Annotated in this window: 21 protein-coding genes and 1 tRNA gene; 14 read left to right on the forward strand and 8 right to left on the reverse strand. The window is 51.8% G+C overall.

What is annotated here, in order from left to right:
* Positions 1 to 68: 68 nt before the first annotated feature.
* From KZZ10_RS07900 to KZZ10_RS07910, 3 genes are read left to right on the forward strand one after another with little or no spacing between them, the layout of a single operon-like run.
* Complete coding sequence (locus tag KZZ10_RS07900; protein WP_259660938.1) at positions 69 to 1070, forward strand: zinc-dependent alcohol dehydrogenase; 1002 nt, start codon at positions 69 to 71, stop codon at positions 1068 to 1070.
* A gap of 9 nt (positions 1071 to 1079) precedes the next feature.
* Positions 1080 to 1478, forward strand: coding sequence for a 6-pyruvoyl trahydropterin synthase family protein (locus KZZ10_RS07905; protein ID WP_259660939.1), 399 nt, complete (start codon positions 1080 to 1082; stop codon positions 1476 to 1478).
* Positions 1479 to 1510: 32 nt separating this feature from the next.
* Complete coding sequence (locus tag KZZ10_RS07910; protein ID WP_259660940.1) at positions 1511 to 2572, forward strand: glycosyltransferase family 4 protein; 1062 nt, start codon at positions 1511 to 1513, stop codon at positions 2570 to 2572.
* Here the strand turns inward: KZZ10_RS07910 and KZZ10_RS07915 are convergent.
* Positions 2527 to 3285 carry a RibD family protein gene (locus tag KZZ10_RS07915; RefSeq protein WP_259660941.1) on the reverse strand — a complete coding sequence of 253 codons (759 nt, stop codon included), beginning with the start codon at positions 3283 to 3285 and terminating at the stop codon, positions 2527 to 2529. The two genes, KZZ10_RS07910 and KZZ10_RS07915, sit on opposite strands and share 46 nt — an antisense overlap.
* A 110-nt stretch (positions 3286 to 3395) precedes the next feature.
* Between KZZ10_RS07915 and ribA the strand changes: the two genes are divergently transcribed.
* Entirely contained in the window at positions 3396 to 4487 is a 1092-nt protein-coding gene (gene ribA, locus KZZ10_RS07920) for a GTP cyclohydrolase II (RefSeq protein WP_259660942.1), read from the forward strand.
* Positions 4484 to 5014, forward strand: coding sequence for a hypothetical protein (locus KZZ10_RS07925; protein ID WP_259660943.1), 531 nt, complete (start codon positions 4484 to 4486; stop codon positions 5012 to 5014). Before ribA ends, KZZ10_RS07925 begins: the two co-directional genes overlap by 4 nt.
* Here KZZ10_RS07925 and KZZ10_RS07930 read toward each other — a convergent pair.
* Positions 5011 to 6528 (reverse strand): amidase, encoded by a 1518-nt coding sequence (locus KZZ10_RS07930; RefSeq protein ID WP_259660944.1) that lies wholly within the window; start codon positions 6526 to 6528, stop codon positions 5011 to 5013. The genes KZZ10_RS07925 and KZZ10_RS07930 overlap by 4 nt on opposite strands.
* A 101-nt stretch (positions 6529 to 6629) precedes the next feature.
* Between KZZ10_RS07930 and KZZ10_RS07935 the strand changes: the two genes are divergently transcribed.
* Positions 6630 to 7259 (forward strand): chromate transporter, encoded by a 630-nt coding sequence (locus tag KZZ10_RS07935; RefSeq protein ID WP_259660945.1) that lies wholly within the window; start codon positions 6630 to 6632, stop codon positions 7257 to 7259.
* Complete coding sequence (locus KZZ10_RS07940; RefSeq protein ID WP_259660946.1) at positions 7256 to 7789, forward strand: chromate transporter; 534 nt, start codon at positions 7256 to 7258, stop codon at positions 7787 to 7789. Before KZZ10_RS07935 ends, KZZ10_RS07940 begins: the two co-directional genes overlap by 4 nt.
* Before the next feature lie 67 nt (positions 7790 to 7856).
* Here the strand turns inward: KZZ10_RS07940 and fabI are convergent, their stop codons facing one another.
* From fabI to gloB, 3 genes are read right to left on the reverse strand one after another with little or no spacing between them, the layout of a single operon-like run.
* Positions 7857 to 8642 carry an enoyl-ACP reductase FabI gene (gene fabI / locus KZZ10_RS07945; RefSeq protein WP_259660947.1) on the reverse strand — a complete coding sequence of 262 codons (786 nt, stop codon included), beginning with the start codon at positions 8640 to 8642 and terminating at the stop codon, positions 7857 to 7859.
* A gap of 43 nt (positions 8643 to 8685) precedes the next feature.
* Complete coding sequence (locus KZZ10_RS07950; protein ID WP_259661027.1) at positions 8686 to 9981, reverse strand: transglycosylase SLT domain-containing protein; 1296 nt, start codon at positions 9979 to 9981, stop codon at positions 8686 to 8688.
* 5 nt (positions 9982 to 9986) lie between these two features.
* Complete coding sequence (gene gloB / locus KZZ10_RS07955; protein WP_259660948.1) at positions 9987 to 10799, reverse strand: hydroxyacylglutathione hydrolase; 813 nt, start codon at positions 10797 to 10799, stop codon at positions 9987 to 9989.
* A gap of 19 nt (positions 10800 to 10818) precedes the next feature.
* On the opposite strand from gloB, the gene KZZ10_RS07960 reads away from it, so the two are divergent.
* From KZZ10_RS07960 to KZZ10_RS07975, 4 genes are all read left to right on the forward strand, one after another.
* Entirely contained in the window at positions 10819 to 11610 is a 792-nt protein-coding gene (locus KZZ10_RS07960; RefSeq protein ID WP_259660949.1) for a class I SAM-dependent methyltransferase, read from the forward strand.
* A 9-nt stretch (positions 11611 to 11619) separates the two neighbouring features.
* Complete coding sequence (rnhA, locus tag KZZ10_RS07965; protein WP_259660950.1) at positions 11620 to 12072, forward strand: ribonuclease HI; 453 nt, start codon at positions 11620 to 11622, stop codon at positions 12070 to 12072.
* A gap of 57 nt (positions 12073 to 12129) precedes the next feature.
* Complete coding sequence (dnaQ, locus tag KZZ10_RS07970; RefSeq protein WP_259660951.1) at positions 12130 to 12855, forward strand: DNA polymerase III subunit epsilon; 726 nt, start codon at positions 12130 to 12132, stop codon at positions 12853 to 12855.
* Positions 12856 to 13069: 214 nt separating this feature from the next.
* Entirely contained in the window at positions 13070 to 14308 is a 1239-nt protein-coding gene (locus KZZ10_RS07975) for a glycosyltransferase family 61 protein (RefSeq protein WP_259660952.1), read from the forward strand.
* A gap of 27 nt (positions 14309 to 14335) precedes the next feature.
* On the opposite strand, the gene KZZ10_RS07980 is transcribed toward KZZ10_RS07975, so the two are convergent.
* Genes KZZ10_RS07980 through KZZ10_RS07990 form a run of 3 tightly spaced genes read right to left on the reverse strand, consistent with a single transcriptional unit; the run spans position 14336 to position 17591 of the window.
* Positions 14336 to 15445: a mandelate racemase family protein gene (locus tag KZZ10_RS07980; protein ID WP_259660953.1), complete on the reverse strand. Its 1110-nt coding sequence runs from the start codon at positions 15443 to 15445 to the stop codon at positions 14336 to 14338.
* 2 nt (positions 15446 to 15447) lie between these two features.
* Complete coding sequence (locus KZZ10_RS07985) at positions 15448 to 16422, reverse strand: Bug family tripartite tricarboxylate transporter substrate binding protein (RefSeq protein ID WP_259660954.1); 975 nt, start codon at positions 16420 to 16422, stop codon at positions 15448 to 15450.
* Between the two features lie 20 nt (positions 16423 to 16442).
* Entirely contained in the window at positions 16443 to 17591 is a 1149-nt protein-coding gene (locus KZZ10_RS07990; RefSeq protein ID WP_259660955.1) for a mandelate racemase/muconate lactonizing enzyme family protein, read from the reverse strand.
* A gap of 289 nt (positions 17592 to 17880) precedes the next feature.
* Here KZZ10_RS07990 and KZZ10_RS07995 point away from each other — a divergent pair, with 289 nt between their 5' ends.
* From KZZ10_RS07995 to KZZ10_RS08005, 3 genes are all read left to right on the forward strand, one after another.
* Positions 17881 to 18411: a hypothetical protein gene (locus KZZ10_RS07995; protein WP_259660956.1), complete on the forward strand. Its 531-nt coding sequence runs from the start codon at positions 17881 to 17883 to the stop codon at positions 18409 to 18411.
* A 92-nt stretch (positions 18412 to 18503) separates the two neighbouring features.
* Positions 18504 to 18995 carry a hypothetical protein gene (locus tag KZZ10_RS08000; RefSeq protein ID WP_259660957.1) on the forward strand — a complete coding sequence of 164 codons (492 nt, stop codon included), beginning with the start codon at positions 18504 to 18506 and terminating at the stop codon, positions 18993 to 18995.
* A 419-nt stretch (positions 18996 to 19414) separates the two neighbouring features.
* A tRNA-Val gene (locus tag KZZ10_RS08005) sits at positions 19415 to 19489 on the forward strand.
* The last annotated feature ends 278 nt before the right edge of the window (positions 19490 to 19767 follow it).

A 19767-nucleotide genomic window follows, 5' to 3' on the forward strand; every position in this document is an offset into this window, starting at 1 on the left:
GTCGGTTCATGCCCGCGAAGTATAGGGCACAGAGCTGTCGCTCATCGATAAATCCCCAGGAACGTGCCGTGGCATCCCCGCAAAAAAATTCATCTGTTGTGCAAGACGCAACGGCACTTTGGTATGTGGCCCCCGGTAAAGTGGCACTCCAGACTGAGTCTTTGCCGCCCTGCGACGCGAGCCAAGTGCAAGTGTGCTCAGCATTTAGTGCGCTAAGCCGTGGAACAGAGTCGCTTATTTTTCGAGGTGAGGTACCTGCGGCAGAGTACGAGCGTATGCGCGCACCCTATATGGGGGGTACCTTTCCGTTTCCGGTGAAGTATGGCTACGCGACGGTCGGCCAGGTTCAGTCTGGCCCGGTTGAACTAATCAGCAAATGGGTGTTTAGCCTTACCCCTCACCAAGATATTTTTAATGCCCCAGTGGGCGCTGTTTCCCTCATTCCAGAAGGTGTGCCGCCAATGCGTGCGGTGTTGGCCGCCAACATGGAAACTGCGTTGAATGCAGTTTGGGATGCCAAGGTCGGGCCTGGTGACCGCATCGTGATTGTGGGCGGTGGTGTGGTGGGCTGTTTGATTGCGTTTTTGTGTGGTCATCTTCCTGGCGCCAGTGTGACGTTGGTAGACATTAATCCAGAGCGGTCCGCAACAGCGAAGGCGTTAGGTGTTGACTTTGCATTGCCCAGCGATGCACCAAGTGATTGTGACCTCGTGTTCCATTGCAGCGCGACCCAAGCTGGTTTTGCAACAGCGCTAGACTTGGCTGGCGAAGAAGCAACGGTCCTTGAACTAAGTTGGTATGGCGCCAAATCTATCCAGGCGCCGCTGGGTGGCGCTTTCCACAGTCGTCAGTTGCGCCTGCAATCCAGTCAGGTCGGGCATGTCTCCGCTTCGCGCAGACCACGCTGGACCTACAAGCGCCGTTTGGGTGCCGCACTGGACATGCTCAAAGACGCGAGGCTCGATGTATTGCTGGCCGAGCCGATTAATTTTCTTGATTTACCTGCTAAGTTGCCTGCCATTTTTGATGGGCGTAGCGGTGTGTTGTGCCAACCTATTCGTTATTTTTAAGGAACCATTATGTTTACAGTTGAAGTTCGTGACCACATCATGATTGCCCACTCTTTTCGCGGCGCGGTATTCGGTCCTGCACAAGCTTTGCACGGCGCAACATTTGTCGTGGATGCTGCGTTTATTTCCAAGACGCTTGATAGCAACGGCATCGTAGTGGATATTGGCTGTGCCTTGGATGTCTTGAAAGCGACGCTCAAGCCGCTTAACTATTCGAACCTGGACGATCGCGTCGAATTCAAGGGTATGAACACCACGACGGAATTTTTGACGAAGTATGTTTTTGATCAATTAGCGATCGCTGCCCGTGCGGGCCAGCTAGGGCGGGATAGCAAAGAGTTACATGCGATCCGTGTGACGATCTCGGAATCGCATGTTGCGCGCGCTTGGTATGAAGCTGCGCTGTAAGTGCGAAAGGTTTTAGCCTCTAGGCCCGCTCGGTGTTAAAGCGCATCGCTTTCGCAATCCCAGGCGACATATCTGCGCCGACGGGTGGGTATATTTACGACCGACACATCATCGAGGGTTTGCGCTCCCTAGGCTGGGAGGTTGTGCTGATTGGTCTGGGGGAAGGATTCCCTTTTCCCGATACTGAAACTCTCCGCCAGGCGCATGTAAAGATTGATGCCTTGCCCTCAGGCATGCCGGTCGTGGTTGATGGTCTTGCGTTCGGCGTGATGCCAGATATTGCGGCTGCGGTCTCAACCCACCGCGCTGTGATTGCGCTTGTGCATCATCCTCTCGCCTTTGAATCGGGACTCAGTGCTGTACAAGCGGCAAAATTGAAACAAACAGAAACGCAGGCGCTTAAACATGTGACGCAGGTCATTGTGACTAGCCCTGCGACTGCGCGTGATTTGGCTCAACACTTTGATGTATCGCCTGCGCGTATCGATGCGGTGATCCCTGGAACCGATCGTGCAACATTCGCTAAGGGCTCCCCAGGGGAGGGGGTTGCGCTGCTGTCGGTGGGTTCAGTCATTCCACGCAAGGGTTTTGACGTGTTGTTGCCTGCACTAAATCAACTGAGAGATTTACCTTGGCATTTGACGATCGCAGGCGATCGCTCACGCAATGTTGAGTCGCCACGGCAGCTTGATCACGACATTGAACAATTCGGTTTTAGCGATCGCATCCGCATACTGGGTGCTGTATCGGCTGAGACGCTCGCAGATTTGTATGCGCGCTCGGATGTTTTTGTTCTAGCGTCCCGCTTTGAAGGGTTTGGCATGGCGTATGCCGAGGCGCTTGCGCATGGATTGCCCGTGGTGGGAACAACTGGGGGAGCGATCCCTGATACGGTGCCGGCAGACGCTGGGCTGTTGGCTGAGCCTGGCGACGTTACTACGTTGACCCGAGCGCTTAAAAAAATAATTAACGATCGAGACTTCCGCGAGCAACTCGCGTTCGGTGCACGCCGCGTTGCACGCGTTCAACCAACCTGGCCTGATTCTGCTCAGCGATTTTCAGAGGTGCTGCTGAAGTCGATTGGTACTCGTTGAGCCGATAAATCAATGTCGTAGACGACTTCGTCTTCAAGTACGTAGGCCTTTGTGTGCAGCCGCAATGCTTCGTCCATTGTTTGAATAGCAGGTAAATTGAACGCAGGACGGCCTGAACCCATAATGATGGGGGCCACTAATAAATGCAGTCTATCCAGACAGCCTGCGCGCATAAACCGCGAGACTGTTTCAGCACCGCCTTCAATCAATACCCGTCTTAAACCTCGCGCATGCAAGGCACGCAGAATATCCTTCGGGTCGATGTGCCCAGAAGGCGTATTCAGAACGACGAGCTCGACGCCGGGAGGTATCAGAGAGGATGGGATGTTGCTAACTAGCCACAGTCGCCGAGTGCCATCTTGATGCCAAACCTTCGCATTCGGGGTTAAGCGCGCGCTTGGATCTAAGACGATCCGTACCGGATTTGTGCCCTTTGTTAAGCGAACGTTCAGCTGGGGGTCGTCAGCTAGGGCGGTACCGATGCCGACTAGGACCGCGTCTACACAGGCGCGTAGGCGGTGTAAATGGGTCAGGCTCGCGGGCCCATTTACATAGCGAGAATGGCCCGTTACGGTGGCAATTCGACCGTCTAGTGTTTGCCCAAGTTGACCGATAATGGTCATCTCGTCGCGCAAGCCTGGAGGCACTAAGGCGTGTATATCCTGCTCAGCCGAGCGAGAGGTAAAAGGCGGAACGACGGGAAGCGAAGACAAGGGGTAACCGCCTTAGAGCTTGAGAGGAATAGGTGTAATCCATTAGAAATTTACAGCAAGATGGCATAATTACAAAGCCGTGACTTAACCCTTCAAATAGCAGGTTCATCTTGTTCAGGCCAGACCCCCTAATAGAAGTTGACCGCGCGATCTCTGAATTGCGCCGTGGAGCAGGTTTACGCGTTTACTCTGGCACGACGAGTGTGTTGATGCTCGCGACGGAGGCTGTTTCGACCGACCTGTTGGTTCTGTTTGCTGCGCAAGGGGTGAGTACACCGCGCTTAGTGATGACCGGTACGCGCGCAAATGTGCTGGGTATCGATAAATCTGATCGTTCAACCTGCGTTGTTAGTGCGCCCGACAGTTTGGATGCTGCAACGATCGAATATTTAGCGAACCCTCTTGCAGCGAAAGCGCCTCAGCCAAAGCTCTCTGCACTAATTGTTAACCAAGCGACGCCTCTCGAGATGTCGTGCGTAAAGCTCGCAAAGCTCTCACGCTTGTTGCCTGCTGCAGTTTTGGTGGATTGTCCAGAGACCTCTGAGGCTTTCGCAGTCGAAGCGAGTGCCATTGAAAGTTACATGAAGACCGCAGCGCACTCTCTGCGGATCGTGAGTCGGGCACGTGTTCCTCTAGAAGATGCCGAGCACGCGCAAGTAGTCGCGTTTCGTCCGCGCGATGGCGGCATTGAGCACCTAGCGATTGTCGTGGGTGAACTCAAAACAGATGCTCCCGTATTGATTCGTATGCACTCCGAGTGTTTCACAGGGGACCTGATGGGGTCGCTGCGCTGCGACTGTGGCAACCAGCTGCGTGGTGCAATCAGCGAAATTGCGAAAGCGGGCAGTGGCATTCTGTTGTACCTAGCGCAAGAGGGTCGTGGAATCGGTTTGGTCAATAAGTTGCGTGCTTATCAGTTGCAAGACGCAGGCTTTGATACGGTGGATGCCAATCTTCAGTTAGGCTTTGATTCGGATGAGCGTGATTATTTGCCGGCGGCGCAGATGCTGAGCCTGCTTGGCGTGAGCCAAGTAAAACTGTTGACGAATAATCCTCTGAAAGTTGCTGCTCTAGCGAAGCAGGGGATTGATGTTGTAGAACGTGTCGCACATATTTTCCCGTCCAACGAACACAATGATGGCTACCTTCGCACCAAAGCGGCGAAGAGCGGCCACATGTTCAATTTTGAACCAAAGAAATGATGATGAAATCTTCTGTTCTGAAGCCCGTTTGGGCTGCTTTCTTGGCCTTGGGCTTGGTTGCGAGTATTTCTGGTTGCGCGCAGGTTTCTAGTGCCAAGCCGGGTACACCGATTGCCGACGTGTTGAAACAGTACGGTAAGCCAGTCGTGACGTGTCCAACGAAAGACGGTGGACAGAGGATGGTTTGGACACAGCAGCCAGAGGGACAGACAGCTTACGCTGTACAAGTACCCAAGAGCGGTTTAATCGAAGCGCCTCAGCAAGTGCTCAGCACGGAAAGTTTTAACGTGATGAGTAACGGTGAGGTATGGACCAGAGAGATGGTGCACTGTCAATTTGGGCCGCCTGCAAACATCTCGCGTGATGGCATTGGAAGCGAAGAATGGATCTGGGGTTATCGCTACCTACGTGCGGGTGACGACGCACAGATGATGTATGTCTATCTTGGTTCGACCGGTGCCAGTGTGACGCGCTATGTGTCGCAACCAGACCCCGAGCGTAACCCCGAGGTCATGGGGCGTCGTTAAACCACTCCGGGAGGCGCTCCTGTCTTGCTGGGTGGTGCGTCGTAAATGGGTGGATGGGTCACAATAGATTTCAATTCTGGGCGCGCCATAGTGAGCGCGCTCATATCCGGTTTTGCACGGCAAAGCTGTGGATCCGCCGAGAAAGCTTGCTCAAGAGCATGTGCAGCGGCCATTAATTTGCCGTCTTCATACAGTCGCCCTGATACTTGTAGCCCGAAAGGCATGCCGTGCTCGTCTTTTCCGCATGGTAGGGCGATTGTTGGATTCGTTGCTAACGTCACGACATAGGTCAAGCCAAGCCAGTGGTAGTAATTTTTCATCTCGTGCTTGTCTACTTTTGCGGCATAGAGCTCGGTCCACGGGAACGGTGTAAGCGGGACGACCGGCGATAAAATCAAATCATATTTTTCTGTCGCAGCTGCGAAAGCGCGCATGATGCGCGATTGCTCTAGATGCGCCCAGGCGCGATCTGCCAGCGTGATAGCTGCGGCAATATCCATATTGGCTCGAATGTTTGGCCCCAGCATTTCGGGATTTTTACGCCACGTCTCAGCAAAGGCAGCCACGAAGTTTTCAGCGCGCAAGATGTCAAAGGCGCGATCTGCCTCTGCAAAATTCAAGTCAACCGGTTCGCAACAATCAACCATTGGAGCGATTTCTTGCATGCGTTGACGGAACACGCGACGGTACTCATCCCCCACGATACAAACGCCAAAGTCTTCTGTATAGCCGATGCGCAAATTGGACAAATCAACGTGACGCATCGGCCAGATAGTGGAGCCATCGACGGGATAGGCGAGAGGATCCATTGGGTCACGACCGATACTGCCGCCCATTAGGAAAGCTGTATCAGTAACCGTACGTCCCATTGGCCCCAGAACGGAAATCACAGACCAACCGAGTGCGCGGCCATCATTTGGGACCGTCCCTGGCGATGGGCGCATGCCTACGACTCCACACATGGCTGCCGGGATGCGTAGCGATCCACCAGTGTCAGAGCCTGTGCAGATCGGTAAGAGATCGGTGGCTAGTGCGGCGGCCGAGCCACCCGAAGAGCCTCCCGCATTAAGGCTCGGATTAAACGGGTTTCCCGTTGCGCCCCATACGGCGTTGCGGGAGTTAGCCCCAGCACCCATGTCGGGGACGTTAGTCTTGGCTGTGACAATTGCACCGGCCGCACGCAGCCTTGCGACGAGGCTGTTGTCTTGCGCGGGGATATTGCCGCGCAGACCAATGTTGCCGTAGGTAGTGAGCAAGTCTTTCGTGTCTTGTAGATCTTTCACGCCCAACGGCAGCCCGTGCAACAGTCCAAGCTTATCACCGCGCATCACAGCAGCCTCAGCCTGCTTGGCAGTCACGCGGGCGCGCTCAAAGTCAGTGGCGGTAATTGCGTTGATGGCCGGGTTGTATTTCTCAATACGTGCGATACAGGCATCCATGAGTTCGACAGGTGAGATCTTCTTGGAGCCAATCAGGCGACGCAGTTCAAGGGCGGAGAGTTCAGGTAGGTTCATGATCTGTAAAGGATAAAAACGACTGGTGATCGGAGCACTTTGAGTATAGTCTGAGGAATCTGCTGTGGAGCATTTTGCCCCATCATTACAATTTAATGCGCATGAACCAACCTCCCACCCCTCTGATGCACCCGCCATCAGACGCTGCTCTACTCGTGCCGCAGAAACCAGCGCCCAACATCCGCAGTATTTTTTTTGAATTTCTGTTGATTGGTTTGGTGAGTTTTGGTGGTGGCATCATGGCGTACGAGCGACGCTTGTTGCTTGAGAAGCGTAAGTGGCTCACCAATGATGAGTTCATGGCTATTCTCGCGATGGGGCAGACGATGCCCGGCTTGAACTCCGTTAATTTGGCGATGCTATCTGGTGATCGGATACGCGGTTTAGCAGGTGCATTTGCCGCTGTTATTGGATTGATTTCACCAGGTGTTTGCTTCGTTCTTGCTGCAGCTGTTGCCTACAGTCAAGGGGCTGACTATCCCTTAGCGAACGTACTCTTGGCTGGAGTGTCGGCGGGTGCGACAGGTTTGATTGCGTCGGTCACATTACGTATTGGTCTGCCGCACTTTAAGCGCGTGAAATCTGTTCCCGTCATTCTTGCGACATTTGTCTGCATGAGCTTTTTTAAGCTCTCTCTTGTGACGGTGTTGCTCATCATGGTGCCGATCGGTTTGTGGTTGCACCGTCCGGTCTCAAGAGAGCCAGAAATGGGGTTGGAGAAAAAAGAATGAGCGTCTTACTGCAGCTCGCCCTGACCTTTGGCATGCTCTCGGTGCTTGCTGTGGGCGGTGGCACGGCTGTGCTTCCTGAGATGCAAAACGTTTTAGCGTTGCGGTTTGGGCTCGATCGGCTTGAATTTGTGCATATCTACAGCATGGGCCAACTATCGCCTGGCCCAAATATGTTGATGGTCGTGATCTTCGGCTACAAGATTGAGGGGTTCCTGGGGGCCGCTGTCGTGTTGCTATCCTTCTTGTTGCCTTCCAGTGTTTTGTGTTTATCCGTTGGACGGCTATGGCACCGAATCGGTGAACGTCCTTGGCGACGTGCGGTGCAAAACGCGATGGAGCCGATTGCGATTGGCTTGATGTGCTCGGGTGTGTATGCGGTGGCGCAGGGAGCCATCAATGGATTCTTGTCTGCAGCGTTAGCATTGACCACTTTGGCGTTAATCATGCTCACGCGCATCAATACGATGCTTTTAATTTTGGGCGCTGGCGTGGTTGGCGGCGCGTTAATGTATGTCTTTGGCTGGCGCTGAAACTTCGCTTCCTGTTTGACAGGGAGGACAGCTTGCAGGGGTCGCCGCGCAAGCCGTCGTTAAGGCACTACTCGTTTAAGCCTGCAACAATATTTGAAAATCCTGAGTCAACGTGAAGGATTTCACCGGTCACGCCAGCAGATAGATCGGACAATAAGAACGCTGCGACATTTCCGACTTGTTCGATTGTGACGTTACGACGCAGAGGCGCGTTGGCTTCTACAAACTTGAGAATGCTGGAAAAGTCCTTAATGCCGCTGGCGGCTAAGGTCTTAATGGGCCCCGCAGAAATACCATTTGAGCGGATACCTTCAGGGCCAAGGTTTGCCGCGAGGTAGCGCACCGATGCTTCGAGCGACGCTTTGGCCAGACCCATCGTGTTGTAATTCGTCATGGCTTTTTCTGCGCCCAGATAGGTCAGTGTGAGCAGTGCGCCGTTACGGCCTTGCATCATCGGACGCGCGGCCTTTGCGAGTGCAGGAAAGCTGTAAGAAGAAATGTCGTGCGCAATGCGGAAAGCTTCGCGTGAGAGGCCGTCAAGAAACTGGCCGGCAATCGCCTCGCGTGGCGCAAAACCAATAGAGTGAACTAAACCATCGAGTCCGTCCCAGTGTTTGCCGAGCTCAGTGAAGGTTGCTTCGATTTGGCTGTCCTCTGCTACATCGCAGGGCAGGACGATGTTGCTGGCGAACTCTGCGGCGAACTCCTTTACACGCTCTTCAAACCGCTCGCCTGCAAACGTAAAGGCGAGCTCGGCACCTTGTTCGTAGCACGCCTTGGCGATGCCGTAGGCGATCGAACGATTGGAGATGACGCCTGTGATCAGAATGCGTTTGCCGGAGAGAAAGCCCATGAACTAGTCCTAGAAGTGGAATAAAAGATATGCGAAGTGTAGATTAACTGCGTGACCCTGTACCTGGAATGCGAAGCTTCATGCCCACACGTACGGTATCCGATTTTAGATTGTTAAGTGCTCGCAGTGTGGCGACCGTGGTGCCGTAGCGTCGGGCGATCGTTGCCAAAGATTCGCCATTACCCACTGTATGGGTTCTGACCGCTTGCGCTGCAGCGATTTGGGGGGTGATGCGGATGCCCTGCGCCGCAGGCGTTGGGATTAAGAGCGATTGATCGCCGGCGCTTCTGACGCTGACCGGGATCCTATTGGCTTCACGCAGCCGAGACTCCTGAATACCGAACTTTGCGGCGATCGAGGCGAAGGTCTCACCTTGTTGCGCCTCATACATTTTCCAGCTTGATAGTTCACCTTTGTACTGCGCCAGATTTGCCTTAAAGATGTCAACTTTGTCGCGTGGGAGAATGACGACGTGATCTTCTTGAGGCGAGATCAGAGGCTGATTAAAGGATGGATTAAGAGCTTGAAAGTCCTCTATTGGCATTTCGGCGAGCTCTGCGGCAATCTTGAAGTCCACATTCACTGTCTTTTTGACCGTGACAAAATACGGTTCATTACCAACCTGTGGCAATAGCACCGCATAGCGTTCGGGATCTGCGACAATATTTTTTATCGCCTGTAACTTGGGTACGTAGTTGCGAGTCTCGTCTGGCATATTGAGCGACAAATAGTCGGTGGGTTTGCCAGAGGCCATATTGCGTGTGATGGCCCGTTTGACCGAGCCTTCTCCCCAGTTGTAGGAGGCAAGCGCCAGATACCAATCCCCTTGAAACTCAAAAAGATAGGACAGATAGTCAAGCGCTGCATTGGTCGAGGCAATTGGGTCGCGTCGCTGGTCATGCCACCAATCTTGCTTCAGTTTAAATTGCGTGCCCGTGCTTGGAATGAACTGCCAAAGTCCCGAGGCTCTTGCGCTGGAGTAAGCAACCGGGTTGTATGCGCTTTCTACAAAGGGGAGCAGAGCGAGTTCCGTGGGTAGGCCGCGTCGGTTGATTTCTTCGACGATGTAATACAGATACTTCCCAGCGCGCGAAGCCATGCGCTGCATAGCCTCTGGATGCGACGCATAGTACTTCGTCCACTTATCTACCAAAGGCGTATTCAGATTCGGGATGGCGTAGCCTCGACGGATTCGCTCCCAGACATCCAAGGCGGGTACTGTGAGATCGATGGTGCGGGAAGTATCTTGCGCGACTAAACGGCCACTGTTGTCGGAAAGGCCCGCGCAGCCAGCGAGTGACGCCAACACAACATAAATCAAAACACGAAATTTTTGCATCAGCATCAACGAAAGTTGTTTTTCCATTCGCGCAGCGCAGCGAAGACCTCGACGGGGGTCCCCAGTGCGCGCTGTGCCCACTCGGATGCAGCTTTCGACACGGTTTGTTGTCGTGCTCGCATGAACGGATTGCAGGCAAGCTCTTGGGCAATCGAGCTCGGGAGCGTGGGTTGCTCTTGATCGCGAGCCAGTTGTGCTTGTTCTTCCCAAAGCTTGAGCGCGTGATTACCCGGCTCTACCGTTCGAGCCCAGCGCATATTTGAAAGGGTGTATTCGTGCGCGCAATAGACCTCAGTCTGTGGGGCTAAATTGGCGAGCTTTGTCATCGAGGCGAGCATTTGTGCGGGTGTGCCTTCAAAGAGCCGCCCGCAGCCTGCCGCAAACAATGTGTCTCCGCAAAAAAGCACGGGTTTTGAGTTGAACAACCCTGCGTAAGCAATGTGACCGGCGGTGTGTCCGGGCACGTCCAATACTTGTAGTGAGAAGCCAAGCGAAGTGTTTTCGACGACATCTCCTTCTTGCAGGAGCGTATCGCACAGGGGTAGTACTTCAGTAGCAGGCCCGAAAACATGGGCCTCGGTCTGAGTGACCAAGTCTGCAACGCCGCCGACATGGTCTTGGTGGTGATGCGTGAGTAAAATACTCACAAGCTTTAGATTGTGGCGCTTAAGGGTGTCTAATACTGGTGCGGACTGCCCTGGATCGACGACTGCAGCTGTGCTCCCATTGGTAATCAGCCAGATATAGTTGTCGCTAAAGGCCCTGACCGGGTAGATGCCCGGGGCAAGGTGGCTCGCAGCTATTTTTTCTGTAGGCATCTTCAATTATGGAAAGCACGTGTCAACAACACAATCGTCCATTGTAAGTCTCGGCGACTGGTTGCAAACCGATTCCGGGCAATATGCCCGAGAGTGGGAGCAGGCCCGGTTCGACGCGATTGTCGCGGATGTGTTTGGCTACAACGCCATTCAGCTGGGTACGCCCGAGTTGGATTTGTTGCGAGCTAACCGAATGCCCGTTAAGGCGTATTGCGGTGCGAATCTCCCGCTAGAAAAGCATGCGGGCGACTGGGTGGGTGTGGTTCAAGCCGAACCCGAATTTTTACCGTTTGAAACGCAAAGCATTGATTTATTGGTGTTATTTCATGGTTTGGAGCTGACGGAACACCCGCATGAGGTGCTCCGGGAGGTGGATCGAGTGCTTGTGCCTGAAGGGCGAATTGTTCTGTCGGGCTTTAATCCCTGGAGCTTGTGGGGCGCGCGTAACCGCTTGCCTGGCAAAAAATACCTCCCCGTCGCTCCGAACGCACAAGTTTCCCTGCCAAGGCTAAAAGATTGGTTCAAACTTCTTTCATTTGACATTGATTTAGGGCACTTTGGCTGCTATGTCCCGCCTTTTGCTACTAAAAAGTGGATTGAGCGTTTTTCTTTTGCAGAGCAGGCGGGTAATCGCTGGTGGCCAGTTTGTGGAGGCGTCTATGTCGTTTCTGCCGTCAAGCGCGTGCCAGGTATGCGACTACTTACTCCTCGTTGGAAAGCGCGCCAGTCCAAGCGGGTCGCTGCTCGTGCGGCGGGCGTTGCTCTACAACATCATACCGATCGGGTCATTGAGCCCCCAGATCACAATTAAGTAGGACGCATGCAAAACGAAGACGCAGTTGAAATTTGGACCGACGGTGCCTGCAAGGGTAATCCGGGCCCCGGCGGTTGGGGAGCTCTTCTGAAACTTGGGGCTGTTGAAAAGACGCTCCATGGTGGCGAACCGCTGACGACTAATAATCGGATGGAAATGCTCGCCGTGATTGAGGCGCTCGGCGCCTTAAAGCGCCCTTGTAAAGTCCTGTTGCATGTCGACTCTCAATACGTCATGAAAGGCATGACGGAGTGGATTCATGGCTGGAAGCAACGGGGTTGGCGGACTGCTGACAAAAAGCCGGTTAAGAATGCGGATCTTTGGCAACGGATGGATGAGGAAGTCGCTAAACATTCGATCACCTGGAAATGGGTGAAAGGTCACGCGGGTGATCCGGGCAATGAGCGCGCGGACTTGTTAGCTAACCGAGGCGTTGAAGAGGCGCGGGCCAAGATGTGAGAGGTATGATGCTCTTGCAGAATGCTTAGTTGTTTTTAACTGAATGGTTTGGATCGTATGCGCTGGATAATCCTTGATACTGAAACAACTGGACTTGATCCTGCATACGGTCATCGCGTGATCGAAATTGGCGCCGTGGAAGTCTTGAACCGGACGGTAACAAGCAATCATTTTCATACTTACCTGAATCCGGATCGTGATAGCGATCCAGGCGCACTCGATGTACACGGCCTGACAACCGAGTTTTTATCGGACAAACCGCGCTTCAAAGATCAGGTGGATGATTTTCTGAAGTTCATCGACGGCGCTGAATTGATTATTCATAACGCGTCCTTTGATCTTAAGTTCCTCAACGCGGAACTCGCGCGTGTAGAGCGCAAGTCGGTGACGGACTATTGCGCGGGCGTAACCGACTCTCTGGCACATGCTAAAACGCTGCATCCTGGTAAGCGTAATTCGCTAGATGCCTTGTGTGACCGCTATGGCGTGTTGAACTCCCATCGAACCTTGCACGGCGCGTTGTTAGACTCTCGGCTCTTGGCCGAGGTCTGGCTTGCGATGACGCGTGGTCAAGATAGTTTGATGATTGATCAGTTTGACGTACCCCCAACCGAGGGGGCTGCGGCCAACGAGCATCGCAGTGATACGGCGAAGCTACCCGTTATTTTGCCTAGTGCACAAGAGCTCGAGGCACATGAAAAATATCTAGCTGCGCTCGATAAATCGGTTAAAGGCAAGTGTCTGTGGCGCACCCTAGACGAAGGTACGACATCAGTGTCTTGAAGTAGGCCGCATTTCTGGGACTCGGACGGCAATGGCACCTCAGAGAGCTCGGTATTTTGCTTGTAATGGCAAGCTAAGAACCTGGCCAACTGTTCTTGGCGTTGCTGCAATGGGTACTTTTGCTGCTTTGCCGTGGACGCTGGAGTGTCTACATTCACGAATCATTTCATAGATGTTGTTTTAAACGACAAAGAATTTTCAGAAAGGAAGTTCGGTGCTGTCTTTTTTCAATCGCTACAGACAACTCAAATATAAAACTCACTTTGATGTTCGCTGTTTTGCGCTTGAACGACAGCGAAACAGTAGTTTTCTTTTCTGCGGTGGAATTTACTCGAGTGACAGTAGATTTATTGGTGAGTCAGCGAGAGTCATGGGGAAAAAGCCGAGTGTGGTGCCGTATGACCCCCCGACACTAGTCAGTTTTTTTAATGGTGATTTTGAGCGAATTCATGGAGAGACTATCTTCCTAGGGATTCTTCATAACCATTTTGGGCATTTCTTGTGCGATACATTATCAAGGCTGTGGATCGTTTCCCAAGCGGGAGGATCTGACACGTTTGTTTTTCTAATGACAGACGCAGGAATTCCTAAATTTGCACAAGACTTTTTTGATTTACTAGGAATTGGGGATCGGGTCAGAATAATAGAAAGACCAACCATCATCAATTCACTGACAATTCCTGATCGAGCGGTAATTTATCCTGATTTTTTTCACTCTGATTATCTAAAACTTAGCCGGTATTTTAGTGAGATACACAGCTTTCCAACAAACGATACAGATGAGCCCTTGTTCGTATCGCGACATGAGTTGATTCCAGGCTATAGCAGATATGTTGTAGGTGAACGACTTGTGCATCAGCTTTTAAAGGGTGTGGGTGCATCCATCATTTGTCCTGAGTCGTTATCGATCGAACAACAGTTCAGAGCTTTCAATAGGCATAAAAACATTATTGGTTACGCGGGAAGTGCAATGCACTCCTTACTGTTTACTTCCGGTGAAAAAAATATCCTTTATTACTCTGGACGAACAGTCCCAGTGATATACCGAAAAATTGATGACTGTTTAAAAAACAAGGCGACATATTTACCGGTGCAGCAGAGATCCGATCGCCGGCTATTAGATCTGAAAGTCGGGTTTAAGCCAGAGATTCTTGATCTGCCTCGACTATTGAGTGGCCTGGATGCTTTTCTTTCACTTGGCTTAAATCCCGATGAATATTGCAATAAGAATGCACTGGATAGCTTCGATGTTGAGTACAACACTGCCTTAATTTTGCGGTACGTTGTTGAACAAAAAGCTAAAGGTTCAACAAAAATTGAGTCGGAGTTTATGACATATTCTAAGGACTACCACTTCGACAGAGAGATGATTCTTGCGACGCTCCCCAAGGCCCCCGTATTGAAACAATTTTTTTTGGAACTAGGCTGGGACGTTAGTGGAGTGATGCGGTAAATCGCTCGCGACCTGGATCTCCTTCGTCTAAGACAATACCCCAAGGGTCTTGCGCTTAATCAATTCAAAATCAATTTGCGCGCCAAGTCCTGGACCAGTGGGCGCATGCACCATGCCTTGGGCATCAATTTCAATGTCTTGAAGTAAGCCGTATTTCTGGGACTCGGACGGCAATAGCACCTCGAAGAGCTCAGTATTTTGTAGCGCCATGATGACGTGAAGGTTCGCAAAGTTATTGAGTGAGTTCCCGCCATGATGCACTTCGTAATTTAAGTGAAATGCTTCTGCTAAGTGCGCAGTCTTCATGAGCGTTGTGATTCCACCTTTGACAGCCACATCGCCACGCAAGAAATCCGTCGCACGCTCTTTGATCCAAGGGGCATATGAGTCCAAGCCGCCGGCCGGATACTCAGTTGCCATGATCGGAATGCTTAAGTGTTTTTTTAGCTCGACATAGTTATAGATGTCGGCATCGGCGAGCGGGTCTTCATACCAGTAAAAATCGAGCTCTTCGATGACTTTACCGACACGCAGGGCGGCTGGGTAATCGTAACTCCATACGGAGTCGAGCATCAGTACATAGTCATCGCCCACCGCATTGCGAACGGCTTCACATACCTTGATATCTTCGCGCCACACTTGAGGCGGATGGATCTTGTAGGCCGCAAGATTTAACGCTTTGTAATGCTGCGCTTCATCTGCATAGGCCTGTGGGCTCGAGAGAACAGCGGAACTGATATAGGCTGGGACATGATCACGGTAGGAGCCAAGTAGCTGATGAATTGGCAGATTTGCTACTTTGCCGGCAATATCCCAAAGCGCAACGTCGACTGCTCCGATACAACGTGCAGTCGTTGTTCTCACGCGCTTCCACATCGCCTTATAGAGTCGTTCACGATCGAGTGGATTTTGTTGCAACAAGATAGGCTTGAGGTAACGAATGAGACTTGCCCCATCCATGTCTGCCGGAAAAAAAGCAGAACCCAAAAACGCATGGCCTGTAACACCTTGGTCGGTTGTAATGGCCAGCAAGCCAAGCTTGCTGCCCCCCGCAAAACGACCCGTGTGCGCACCGTAGCTGGTTGAGGGAATGTCGTCCCAGCTAAACAGTGTGAGAGTGACATCTTGAATTTTCATCGTTACTCAATCCGAATATTGGCTTCTTTGATCAGCTTAGACCACTTTGCCACTTCACTTTGCACCAGCTTGCTGAACTCTTCTGGTGTGCTCGCGACGACTTCTACGCCTTGATCATTAAAACGCTTGGTCACATCGGGTTCGCGGAATATCTTTACGAGCTCACCGTTTACCTGTTTCACAATAGCTGGCGGTGTTCCTGCTGGCACTTGCATGCCAAACCAAACGTTTACCTCAAAGCCAGGTACACCTGACTCTGCAACGGTTGGTGTATCTGGCAGTAAGGCTGTGCGCTTGGCTCCACTGACGCCGATCGCAAGTACTGTTCCGGCACGAACCTGTTGAATCACGTTTGGCACATTGTCAAACAACACATCGATTTCGCCGGCCATCAGCGCCGCGACTGCAGGTGCGCTGCCCTTGTAAGGGACGTGCGTAAGCTTGACGCCCGTCATGTTCATAAATAGCTCCATCGATAGGTGATTCGAGGAGCCCGAGCCGGTTGAGCCGTAATTGAGTTTGCCTGGATTAGCACGAGCGTACTCAACGAGCTCTTTCGCACTCTTAATGTTCAGGCCTTTGCGCGTGACCAGAGCGTTTTGTGTCGAGCCCGCCCAGACCAATGCTTGGAAGTCTTTCAGCGCGTCGTAGGGAAGCTTGTTGCCGTAAAGTCCAGGCAGCGCAGAGAAGGGTAGTGGCGTGATCAAGATGGTATAGCCATCTGCTGGTGATTTTGCGACATAGCTGTTGCCAATCGTTGTATTACCACCTGGCTTGTTTTCCACCACGACCGATTGACTCCAGACCTTGCCAAGCTTATCGCTAGAGATGCGTGCGAGTGTGTCGTTAAAGCCACCTGGTGGATAGGGCACAACAATTTTGACGGTTTTGTTTGGATACTGTTGTGCAAAGCCGGTCGTCACTAGCGCACATGCAAGGGTTGCGCCCAGTAAAAGCTGTTTCAGTAATGCGCTCATCTATATCTCCGTTGGAATGTTTAAAACTTCACTACATAGCCAGGACCATCAATTAATGGGTACTTTGCAAAGATCGATTCGTCTACTTCAATGCCTATTCCGGGTTTATCGAGCGGTTCGACGCAACCGTCTTTGCCGATCTCAAAACTCACACCGAACATATCGCGTAGCGGGTTGTAGTGCGACACGCATGCTTCAAAATATTGCGTATTCTCAATCGCTGAGGCGAAATGAATCGTTGCTGCATGATTCAGGCCTGTCGCCGAACTGTGTGTGTTCATAGGGATGCGGTGTGCGGAAGCGAGCGCCGCAATCGCTAAGCCCTCCGTGATGCCACCGCATTTGGATAAGTCTGGTTGCCAGATTCGAACGGAGCCCGCTTCGAGCAGCTGTGCAAACTCAAAACGTGTGTAGTGGTTTTCACCAGCGGCGATGGGGACGAGCGATGTGATTTTGGCTGCTTCGCGATAAGAGGCGAAGTCGCTGCAGGCGAAGGGTTCCTCAAGCCAGCCAGCCTTGATCTCGGCGAGCACAGGTAAGACACGCCGCACATCTGCGATGGTATAGGCCGTATTCGCGTCGGTCAGAATATCGATGTCGTCACCGAGCACCTTGCGCACATGTAATACGCGCTCAATGTCTTTTGCAGCCGTGTCGCCAAGGCGTAGCTTTACGGCTTTATAACCACGCGCAACGTATTCTTGCGCTTCTTCGGCGAGCGACTCTTTGGGCTGATAGCCGAGCGAGATGCCGCCCGCATAGGCCGGTAGGCGACGCTTGCTGCCACCAAGCAATTCATACAGCGGCATATTCGCGGCCTTACCGCGAATGTCCCAAAGCGCCATATCGATACCGGCTAAGCCGAGTGAGGCGCCCGAACCTACACCGTGGCTAGATAGCTGCATGCGATGTACGCGCTTCCAAACGCCTATGCAATCTGTGGCTTGCATACCGATTAGCATCGGCGCGAGGGTGTTGTGGATCAGACTGACGACGGCCCCTGGGCTGCGTCCTGGATGTGCCTCACCATAGCCAGTGATGCCCTCGGAGGTTTCGACCTTAACGATGATGGCGTCACGCTTTGTGGTGCTGCCGATGCCCATCGTCACCGTTTTGCCTTGATCGAGGCGAAAGGACAATGGAATAGCGGTAATCGCGGTAATTTTCACGGCTCGTCTCAAATAGGTGTTGTTTGGGTTGAATTATGGCTGATTTTTCTTGTAATGGCATGCCTGAGACTGCGTTCGCTGTCCTGAATGCGAGTACTTTGTAGACGGTACTTTGTAAATGTTTGTAATAGTTAAGACCTCTATCTTGTGTTTGGTACTTGGTTCGTTCAGAGTAGAAGCTTCAGAAAATCATCTCTGAAATTTATTTTGAGAAGGGATTGTGATGGTTGTTTTGCGCAGGCATGAGCAGTATGCGACAAAGGCTGATTTTAGAGTGCTTAGTCATGGAGTGAAGACACAGCTCGATCAGCTTGAGGGAAAGACCGATCGTTTAGAAACAAAGGCCGATCGCCTGGAGGAGAAGACGGATCGACTAGAGGCCAATACTAGCCGTCTTGAGATGAAGACAGATCGTCTCGAAGCGAAAGTCGATCATCTTGATGAGAAGGTCGACCACCTGGAAGTGAAGGTGGGTCACCTAGAAGTGGAGGTGGGTCATCTAGATGTGAAGGTGGGTCAACTAGACGTCAAGGTGGGTCATCTAGACGAGAAAGTGGGCCAACTAGACTTGAAGGTTGGTCACCTCGGGGATAGAATTTCTCAGTTTGAAGTCAAAGTGACATCTGACCTTGCCGACCTCAAGGACGCGATGACGACCAACGCGGATGAATGTAAAAGTGAAATTTCAAAATTACGCGCTGATGTTGCGGTTCTAACCAATTCACATAAGTACGTTCTTTGGATTGGGGGCGGGCTCGCCACGATGTGCATGAGTGTCTTTGGCTTGTGTATTTCAATACTCTTGCCGTCACTTAGGTAGTAGCCCGCTTCGGAGCGGCAGACAAGCGGCTATTGCAAGATGCCAACTATTAACTCTTTGCCCAATGTAAGACTTAAATTAATGGAGCGCTTGTGAAAAATATGCTGCCCAAAGTTTGGCGACCTGATTTGACCGCATTGTTTCCGGTCAATCCATCTATCTCAAGCGGTCCAGCCTTAGCTTGGTGGATTGCAGTGTTATACCTGTGCCTCATCACAGTGCGAAGTCTTATACACATGCTTGCTCCCGATGGTGGTGCACAAAGTATTGCGACCATAGACCTATCGGTTGCTGGTGGTGCAAATATTATTGCAATATTCGGGCAATGGGGCGCTATCCAGCTGCTGTTGGCGGTGCTGCTATGGGTACTTTTGTTGCGTTACCGAGGACTCGTACCGCTTGTGCTTCTTGTTTTTATCCTTGAGCCGCCTCTGCGGGCTCTCGCAGGCCATCTAAAACCAGTCGTCACCGAGGGGGTTGCTCCGGGTGAAGCGTTGAACTGGGTAATGGTGCCAATACTTGTCGCAGTTTTTTTACTTTCCTTGTGCCCCGCGCAACGACAGTCTACAAGCGAGGATTCGTAAGTTCGACCAAGAGCGGTCGTGACCAGTCTTCGATTGGATCAAAGGCTTGAGTGTGTATAATTTGCCCCTTGGATTAACTCCAAGACTCCAATCCCGCCGCAATATGTGCGCGTCAGATTGGGCGGTTAGCTCAGTGGTAGAGCACTGCCTTCACACTGCTTAATTGCCGAGTTTTTTGTGTCAAAAAAGTTGAGAAATTTCTTTTTAAATTCAAGCACTTGCAACGTAAAGTTAAAGTGATTTAAGAAGAAAAAAGTAGTAAAGTCCAACTATACTACTCGTCATAGATTTTTCTATGTCTTTTCTTAGATTTTGGGTACGCAAAAGTAGGTAGTTTTGAATGTGTCGGTGATAGTTAAGTCACTGAAGCAGTAGAGTAAAAAGCTTGGTACGTCAAAGTAGTAAGCAGCAAAGAATCTGGGTCGTTAACTCAGCGGTAGAGTGCCACCTTCACACGGTGGAAGCCAGTGGTTCGATCCCACTACGACCCACCAGATCAAAAAAGCACTGATGAACTCAGTGCTTTTTTTTGTTCCAAGCGCTAGCAACTCGCTTGAAAAAACGTATAAATTTTTAAGCCCTACAAGCAATAAATCCGCTGCCCAGCTACTCAGCCCAGCCCTCATGCGTAAAAGTGCGCTGTAGGGCTTTTTTGATGCCCGCACGCTTTGCCCGATTGGGTCCTGCGTCCATAAAAAATTGGGCTACGAAAAATTATGGTGAAGTACTTTTCAATTCAGGGTGGTGATTTCTACTCGGTACCCACCACCCT

The organism is Zwartia hollandica (assembly GCF_019923725.1).
Taxonomy (GTDB): Bacteria; Pseudomonadota; Gammaproteobacteria; order Burkholderiales; family Burkholderiaceae_B; genus Zwartia; species Zwartia hollandica.